A 6,139-nucleotide genomic window follows, 5' to 3' on the forward strand; every position below is an offset into this window, starting at 1 on the left:
CCGCGCAGACGTGCTGCGCGCCGCGGGCGGTGCCGTTCCCGCCGGGCCCGATGCTGCGGCTCCCGCCGGGCACGACACCCGGCCGAGCGCCGGGCACGATGCCGCGGCGCGCAGCACGTCTGCGCGGGTGACGGCCCCGTCGGCACCGCTCGGCTGCACGCGGCGGGGGTCGACGCCGAGGTCGCGGGCGAGGCGCCGCACGATGGGGGAGCGCACGGCGACGGTGCGCCGGGCGCCGGCATCGGCGAGGGCCGACGGTGCGACCGCCCCCGCGGCGGGCGGGGCGCCGGGGCCACTCCGCGCGCGTCGCCGGCGCCCCTTCGCGGGCCCGCGCCCGGTGCCGTAGCCGATGAGCACGTTGCCCGATCCTGCTCGCTCCTCGGTGCGGTAGGCCTCGTGCTCGTCCTCCGGCTTCCGCGCAACGGACCCTGCGGACTCGGCGGAGCGCTCGGACTCGGGCGCGCTCTCGGGGCCGGGGCGTCGCCCCGACTCGGCGGAGCGATCGTCGCCGACCTCGATCACGGGAGCGCCCGTCTGCAGCGCTTCGCCCTCGGCGCCGTGCAGCTGCACCACCACTCCGGCGTAGGGGGAGGGCAGCTCGACGATGCTCTTCGCGGTCTCGACCTCGGCGATGGGCTGATCGATGGCGACGGTGTCGCCCACGGCGACCATCCACCTGACCAGTGCGGCCTCGGTGAGCCCCTCGCCGAGATCGGGGAGCATGAAGGTGCGGGTGGTCATCGCGACTCCTCCCAGTGCAGCGTCTCGATCGCGTCGAGCACGCGCTCGGCGTCGGGAAGGTACCAGTGCTCGAACTTCGGCGATGCGAACGGGGTGTCGAAGCCGGTCACGCGGCGCACCGGGGCCTCGAGGTACTCGAAGCACTGCTCGAACACCCGCGCCTGGATCTCGGAGGCGACGCTCGCGAACCCCGGCGCCTCGGCGATGACGATCGCGCGCCCCGTGCGGCGCACCGACTCCACCACCGTGCGGTCGTCGAACGGCGTCAGCGTGCGCACATCGATCACCTCGACGCTGCGCCCGTCGGCCTCCGCGGCCTCGGCGGCCTCGAGCGCGATCGGCACGGACGGGCCGTAGCCGATGAGTGTGAGGTCCGATCCCGGTCTCACGACCCGAGCGCGGCGCAGCTCCGCCTCGATGCTCGTGTCGACCGGCCCCGTCGACCAGTAGAGCTTCTTCGGCTCCATGAAGATCACCGGGTCGGGGGAGGCGATCGCGGCCCGCAGCAGCGAGTACGCGTCCTGCGGCGTCGACGGCGAGACCACGGTGAGCCCGGGGGTGTGCGCGTAGTACGCCTCCGAGGAGTCGCAGTGGTGCTCGACGCCGCCGATGCCGCCGCCGTACGGGATGCGGATCACGAGCGGCATGCGCAGATCGCCGCGGGTGCGATTGCCGAGCTTCGCGACGTGGCTCACCACCTGCTCGAACGCGGGCAGCGCGAAGGCGTCGAACTGCATCTCGACGACGGGCGTCATCCCGTTCATCGCCATGCCGACCGCGGTGCCCACGATCCCCGACTCCGCGAGGGGCGTGTCGAAGCAGCGCGATTCGCCGAAGCGCTCGGTGAGCCCGTCGGTGATGCGGAAGACGCCGCCGAGCGCTCCCACGTCCTCGCCGAAGACCACGACCCGGTCGTCGGCCGCGAGGGAGTCGGCGAGCGCCCGGTTGAGCGCCGCCGCCATCGACATGGTCGTCGGCGTCGTCTCCCGCTGATCCGTGGGCCCGGTCACTGCGCCCGCGCGCTGCGCCCCCGCGGCCCCCGCGCCCGTGGCGCCCGCACCCGCGCCCGCGGCGCCCGCGTCTTTGCTCCGCGCGGTTCCGCCCCGCGCCATCGTCGTGCTCACGAGTCGACCTCCGTGCGTTCGATCTCGTCGCGCAGCACGCCCCACTGCGCGTCGAGCGTCTCCGGGCGCTCGGCGTAGACGTGCGCGAAGAGCTCCTCGGGGTCGAGCTGCGGGTTCGCGTTCATCGCGTAGCGCAGCTCGCTCGCGATCTCCTCCGCGGCGGCCGCCAGCTCCGCCTCGTCGGTCTCGGTGAGCGCGCCCGCATCGAGCAGATGCGTCCGCACGCGGGCGAGCGGATCGCGACCGGCCCACGCCTGCACTTCCTCCCGGTCGCGGTACCGCGTGTCGTCGTCGGCGTTCGTGTGCGCGAGCATGCGGTAGGTGTGCGCCTCGACGAGGCTGGGACCGCCCCCGGCGCGCGCCCGATCCACCGCGGCGCCGAGCACCGCCAGCAGCGCGGCGACGTCGTTGCCGTCGACGCGCTCGCCCGGCATCCCGTACCCGATCGCCTTGTGCGCGAGCGATGGCGCGGCGGTCTGCCGGGAGAGGGGCACGGAGATGGCGAACTCGTTGTTCTGCACGAAGAACACGACGGGCAGGTGGAAGACGGCGGCGAAGTTCATCGCCTCGTGGAAGTCGCCCTCGCTCGTCGCGCCGTCGCCGCACATCGCGAGCACGACGGTGTCTTCGCCGCGCAGGCGGGCGGCGTGCGCGAAGCCGACGGCGTGAAGCAGCTGCGTGGCGAGCGGGGTCGCCTGCGGAGCGATGCCGTACTCGGTGGGATCGTAGCCCGAGTGCCAGTCGCCGCGCAGCAGCACCATCGCCGCGGCGGGGGCGACGCCGCGCGCGATCACGGCGACCGAATCGCGGTACGTCGGGAACAGCCAGTCGCCGCGCTCGAGGCAGAGGGCGGCGGCCACCTGGCAGGCCTCCTGTCCCGTCGAAGCGGGGTAGACCGCGAGTCGGCCCTGGCGCACGAGCGCGTTGCACTGATCGTTGATGCGGCGGCCGTTCACGAGGCCCGCATATCCGCGCAGCAGCTCCTCGACATCGGGCATCGGGAACTCGGCGTCGGCGTGCACGACGCCCTCGGCGTCGAGCAGCTGCACGGGGGTGTCGCGCGGCAGCAGCGCGCTCACTGATCGGGACACGGTTCCTCCTTGAATCCGTCCGTCGATATGTCGCCTATTGTGCTCCGAATCCGATCGACTGTGCGCGATGCGGCACGAGATCTGTATGTTTGATCGCAAAAGCGCCGAAATGCTGGACGGGTGTAACGAATCGCGATCCAGTCTCCGAAGGAGGACGACATGCACGTGGACGACACCGACCGCGCCATTCTCGCGGTGCTCGCCGAGGACGCGCGAGTGTCGATGACCGCGCTCGCCGAAGCGGTGCACATCTCGCGCGCCGGCGCTCATGCGCGGGTCCGCAGACTCGTCGACAGCGGCGTCATCAAGAACTTCACGATCCGCACCGACCCGGTGCTCGCGGGAGCCCACGCCTCCGCGTACGTCACGCTGTTGGTCGACCAGACCGGGTGGCAGGAGGTGCGCGCCCGGCTCGGCCAGATCGCCGAGGTCGAGCACATCGCCCTGGTGGGCGGAGACTTCGACGTGCTGCTGCTCGTGCGCGCCGCCGACAACAGTCACCTGCGGCGCGTGGTGCTCGAAGACATCCAGTCGATCCCGTGGGTGCGCAACACCCGCACCATTCTGATCTTCGAGGACTTCGCCGGCGGGCCGCCGCCCGCGCTCGCGACCGGCCGGTGATGCGGGCGGCGGTGAGCGGGCGATCGCCGTAGGCTGCTTTCATGACCACGATGCGCGCGATCACCGTTGCCCAGGCCGGCGGCCCCGAGCTGCTGGCGTTCACCGAGGTGCCCGCCCCGGAGGCGGGGCCGGGAGAGCTGCTCGTGCAGACCCGGGCGGTGGGGGTGAACTTCATCGAGACCTACCAGCGGTCGGGGCAGTACGCGGTGGAGTACCCCTTCACCCCGGGCGGCGAGGCGGCCGGCCTGGTGCTCGAGGTCGGTGCGGGGGTCGATGGCTTCGCCGCCGGCGACGTGGTCACGACCGCGGAGGCCTCGGGTACGTACGCCGAGCGCTTCGTGGTCTCGGCGGAGCGCGCCGTGCGGGTGCCCGATGGGATCGCCGCCGACGTGGCCGCGGCCATCCCCCTGCAGGGGCTCACCGCGCACTACCTCGCGACGTCGGCCGCGCAGCCGCGCGAGGGCGAGACGGTGGTGGTGCACGCCGGTGCGGGCGGCGTCGGCCTGCTGCTCACGCAGCTGCTGGTCGCGCGCGGGGTGCGGGTGCTCACCACGGTCTCGACCCCGGAGAAGCGCGAGCTGAGTCAGGGCGCGGGCGCCGCCGAGGTCTTCGACTACGACGATTTCGCGCAGCGCTCGCGGGAGGCGACCGATGGCGAGGGCGTCGCGGTGGTCTACGACGGCGTGGGCGCGCGCACCTTCGACGACTCGCTCTCGGCGCTGCGGGTGCGCGGCGAGCTCGTGCTCTTCGGCGCGGCGAGCGGGCCGGTGCCGCCCTTCGACCTGCAGCGGCTCAACGCCGGGGGATCCCTCTCGGTCACGCGGCCGTCGCTCGGCCACTTCCTGCGCACTCCCGAGGAGCGCGCCTGGCGCTACGGCGAGCTGTTCGACGCGCTTCGGGCGGGCCGGCTCGACTTCCGCATCGGCGCGCGGTTCCCGCTGGCCGAGGCGGAGGCGGCGCACCGGGCGCTCGAGTCGCGGGCGACCACGGGCAAGGTGATTCTCGAGCCGTAGGCCGGGGCGAGGCGTGGGTTCGCCCCACCGGCGGTGAGCGATTCGGCCGCGGTGGGGGATCGGCGGAGGTTTCCGGGGGTCAGCGGCTGGGCTGCCCCGGCTTAGGTGAGCGATTCGGCTTCGGTGAGCGGATCGGGGCCCGGAACGTGTCACCGACGCCGAATCGCTCACCAGCGCTAACGCTGACGCCGACGCCGAGGCGGCGCGACCCGCCCGCCCGGGCGCAGGCTCGCGCAGTGGATGCTCAGCGCGAGCAGCGCGAGCGCGGCCGCGTACGGCAGGGGCGACGCGAGCCCCGCGAGCAGCGCGACGGCGGTCCCGGCGATCCCGCACACCACGCTGAGCACCGCGGCCCACCTGCGAGCAGCGCCCGCGTCGGGGTACGCGGGCGGTGTCGCCGCGACCGCGTGGAGCAGCGCGAGCGCCCGCCGCTCGACCGGGGCGAGGACCGCGGCGACCGGGATCACGCAGCACGCGATGGCGAGCAGCCACGGGAGGCGGGTCGCCCACCAGGCGGCGGAGTGGGGAGCGGGCAGGGGCAGCCCGGCGACCCATATGACCGCGACGAGCGCGAGGATCACGGGCATGTGCCAGAGGTACACCCCCATCGCCGCAGCGTTGGCCCGCGAGATGAGGCGCGCGATGCGCGGCGCGCGCGTCAGCGCATCGAGCCGCGGGCGCAGCAGCTGCAGGGCGCAGCACTGGGCGGCGCCGAGCAGCATGATCGCCGTCGTGGGCGGGTTCAGGTTCTCGAGCAGGTCGGGCGACCATCCGCTCGCGACCAGTGCGAGCAGCGTCGCGAGTGCGCCGAGGAAGCCGCAGACGAGGCGGCGACGCGGCCAGACGGCGACGGAGATGCCGTCGCGCATCATGAATCCGAGCTGCTGCATGAGGGGCCAGACCAGCAGCAGGTTCAGGTATCCGACGGGCACGCCGAATCGGGCGTTCGCCACGTCCACGCACACGACGCCGGTCGCGAGCGCGAGCACCGTGAGCCGGGGCGCGCGGTCGTGCAGCCGCGCCATCGCAGGCACGAGGGCGGTCACGGCGAAGTACACGGCGAGGAACCAGAGGGGCTGGCCGATCCTCAGGCTCGCCTCCGCGATGAGCGCCGCATCCGCGCCGAGGGCGCGTGCGAGCAGCAGCGCCCCGCCGACCGTCCCGATCATGAGCGCGGCGGGCACCGCGAGCCGGCGCGTGCGGGCCGTGATGTAGGCGACGGCGCCGTCCCCGCGACGCTGCATGCGCCGCCATTGCGCGAGCGAGGCGAAGCCGCCCGCGATGAAGAACAGCGGCATGATCTGCAGCGCCCAGGTCATCGGCGCGAACCAGGGCTCGCCCGAGAGCGCGACGCTCGGGTGCAGCGACCCGGCGGGGGTGCGCTCCACGCCGACCATCAGCGCGTGCAGCACCACGACGATCAGCAGCGCGCCGGCCCGAACGGCGTCGATCGTCGTGTCGCGGTGCGGTGCGGCGGAGGGGTGCGGTGCGGCGGAGCGGTGCGGGGCTGCGGTGCGGTGCGGTGCTGCGGAGCGGTGCGGGGCTGCGG

Annotated in this window: 6 protein-coding genes; 2 read left to right on the plus strand and 4 right to left on the minus strand. The window is 73.8% G+C overall.

The genetic code is table 11. From position 1 onward, the window contains the following. From NS354_RS11980 to pdhA, 3 genes are all read right to left on the minus strand, one after another. The coding region (locus tag NS354_RS11980) for a biotin/lipoyl-containing protein (protein WP_193750776.1) at positions 1–741 on the minus strand (741 nt) is incomplete at its 3' end. Then, positions 738–1,853, minus strand: coding sequence for an alpha-ketoacid dehydrogenase subunit beta (locus tag NS354_RS11985; protein WP_206542612.1), 1,116 nt, complete (start codon positions 1,851–1,853; stop codon positions 738–740). The genes NS354_RS11980 and NS354_RS11985, both read right to left, overlap by 4 nt. 8 nt (positions 1,854–1,861) lie before the next feature. After that, a complete protein-coding gene (gene pdhA / locus NS354_RS11990; protein ID WP_058594695.1) occupies positions 1,862–2,956 on the minus strand; it encodes a pyruvate dehydrogenase (acetyl-transferring) E1 component subunit alpha in 1,095 nt (364 codons plus the stop codon). Positions 2,957–3,115: 159 nt separating this feature from the next. On the opposite strand from pdhA, the gene NS354_RS11995 reads away from it, so the two are divergent. Next, a complete protein-coding gene (locus NS354_RS11995; RefSeq protein WP_193750777.1) occupies positions 3,116–3,577 on the plus strand; it encodes an Lrp/AsnC family transcriptional regulator in 462 nt (153 codons plus the stop codon). A 41-nt stretch (positions 3,578–3,618) separates the two neighbouring features. Continuing rightward, positions 3,619–4,590 (plus strand): quinone oxidoreductase family protein, encoded by a 972-nt coding sequence (locus NS354_RS12000; protein WP_082678072.1) that lies wholly within the window; start codon positions 3,619–3,621, stop codon positions 4,588–4,590. A gap of 176 nt (positions 4,591–4,766) precedes the next feature. Here NS354_RS12000 and NS354_RS12005 read toward each other — a convergent pair. Beyond that, positions 4,767–6,139, minus strand: a 1,373-nt coding sequence (locus tag NS354_RS12005) for an acyltransferase family protein (protein ID WP_058594696.1), incomplete at its 5' end; no start/stop codon positions are given.

This window comes from Leucobacter chromiiresistens (assembly GCF_001477055.1).
Taxonomy (GTDB): domain Bacteria; phylum Actinomycetota; class Actinomycetes; order Actinomycetales; family Microbacteriaceae; genus Leucobacter; species Leucobacter chromiiresistens_A.